The organism is Streptomyces ossamyceticus (assembly GCF_001418475.1).
Taxonomy (GTDB): domain Bacteria; phylum Actinomycetota; class Actinomycetes; order Streptomycetales; family Streptomycetaceae; genus Streptomyces; species Streptomyces ossamyceticus.
On sequence record NZ_LIQX01001004.1, the window covers coordinates 1 to 1,220 of the forward strand.

Consider the following 1,220-nt stretch of genomic DNA (forward strand, 5'->3'; position numbering starts at 1 on the left):
GTATGCCTCGGTGCTGCGGGTCGGGGGCTGGTTCCGTAGCGGTGGGAGGGGTGGCGTCTTGTGGCGCGCCGGTGGCCGTGGGGCCGGTCGGCTGTCCGTCGGGGCCTGCCTCGGGGGACCCCGTAGGTGCCGTCAGGTGGTCCAGGACGCGGGCCAGGGTGGGGCCGGTCTGGTCCGGGCCGGTGTGGTCGGTGGTGCGGTGGACGCCCAGCGCGTCGAGCACGCGGTGGAGCCGGGCCGCCTCCGTGCGCCATTTGCGGTCGACTACCTCGTCCGGGTACGCGTTCCAGTCGACCGGGGCCCAGTCGCGGCCGGCCTCGGAGGGGCCGCCGTGGAAGAGGCGCGCGGCGAGCAGTGACGCGGCCTCGTCGATCGTGCCGGGTTCTTCGAGGAGGTCGCAGGCGGGGCGCTCGCCGAGCCGGGAGGCGAAGCCCTCGGCGAGGCGGTCGCGGCGGGACAGCTCCGTGAGCGCGGCGACGACGCCCGCGTCGAGACGGGACGGCCAGCGGCCCATCCGCCAGGCGGGCAGCGCGACGCGTGTGAGAAGCCGGTCCCAGCCGGCGTAGGCCAGGCCGACCTGCTCCTGGGCGACGATCCGCAGACCGTAGTCCACAGCCTGTGCACGCTCGGCCGCGGCGGCCGCCACCCCTCGCTCCATCTCCGCCGCATGGGCCCGGCAGCCGCGCAGGAGCAGCCGGGTCACCCAGCCGACGCCGGCCAGCACCGTACGGACGAGGGGACCGTGCGACGGGGCGGAGCTGACGGCGACAGCGGCGTCCAGACCGCGGACGAAACGGCGGGCCGCGGCTATGTCCGGGTGCGCCGACGGACCCGTGCCCGCGACGACCGGTGCGAGCACCGCCCGTAGCTCTCCCACCCGCATCCACCACAGGAACGGTGAGCCGATGACCAGGACGGGTGCGGTGGGGGCGCGGTGGCGGCGGTGCGACGACGGTCCGGACGGGATGCCGGGCGTGACGCCGTTTCCCGTCGTGACGCCTGACGCCCCTCCTCGGGCGTCGGGCATGTCGTCGCCGCTGCCGGGACCCCGTCCGCCGGGGCCGGTGGGGCCGGTGGGGCCGGTGGGGCTCGTGGCGCCCGCCGTCCCGCCCGACGCCCCGCTCGTGGTGCGGCCGGACGGTGACGCGGCGGCCGACGAGGTCGCAGCCGATGAGGTGGCCGATGAGGTGACGGTGTGGCTGTCGGGTGACGTGTGGGAC

1 pseudogene is annotated in these 1,220 nt (G+C 76.6%); it reads right to left on the reverse strand.

Features of this window, described 5'->3' with window-relative positions:
• Positions 1 to 1,220: pseudogene (locus AOK15_RS41365) on the reverse strand (hypothetical protein); the annotation flags it as partial.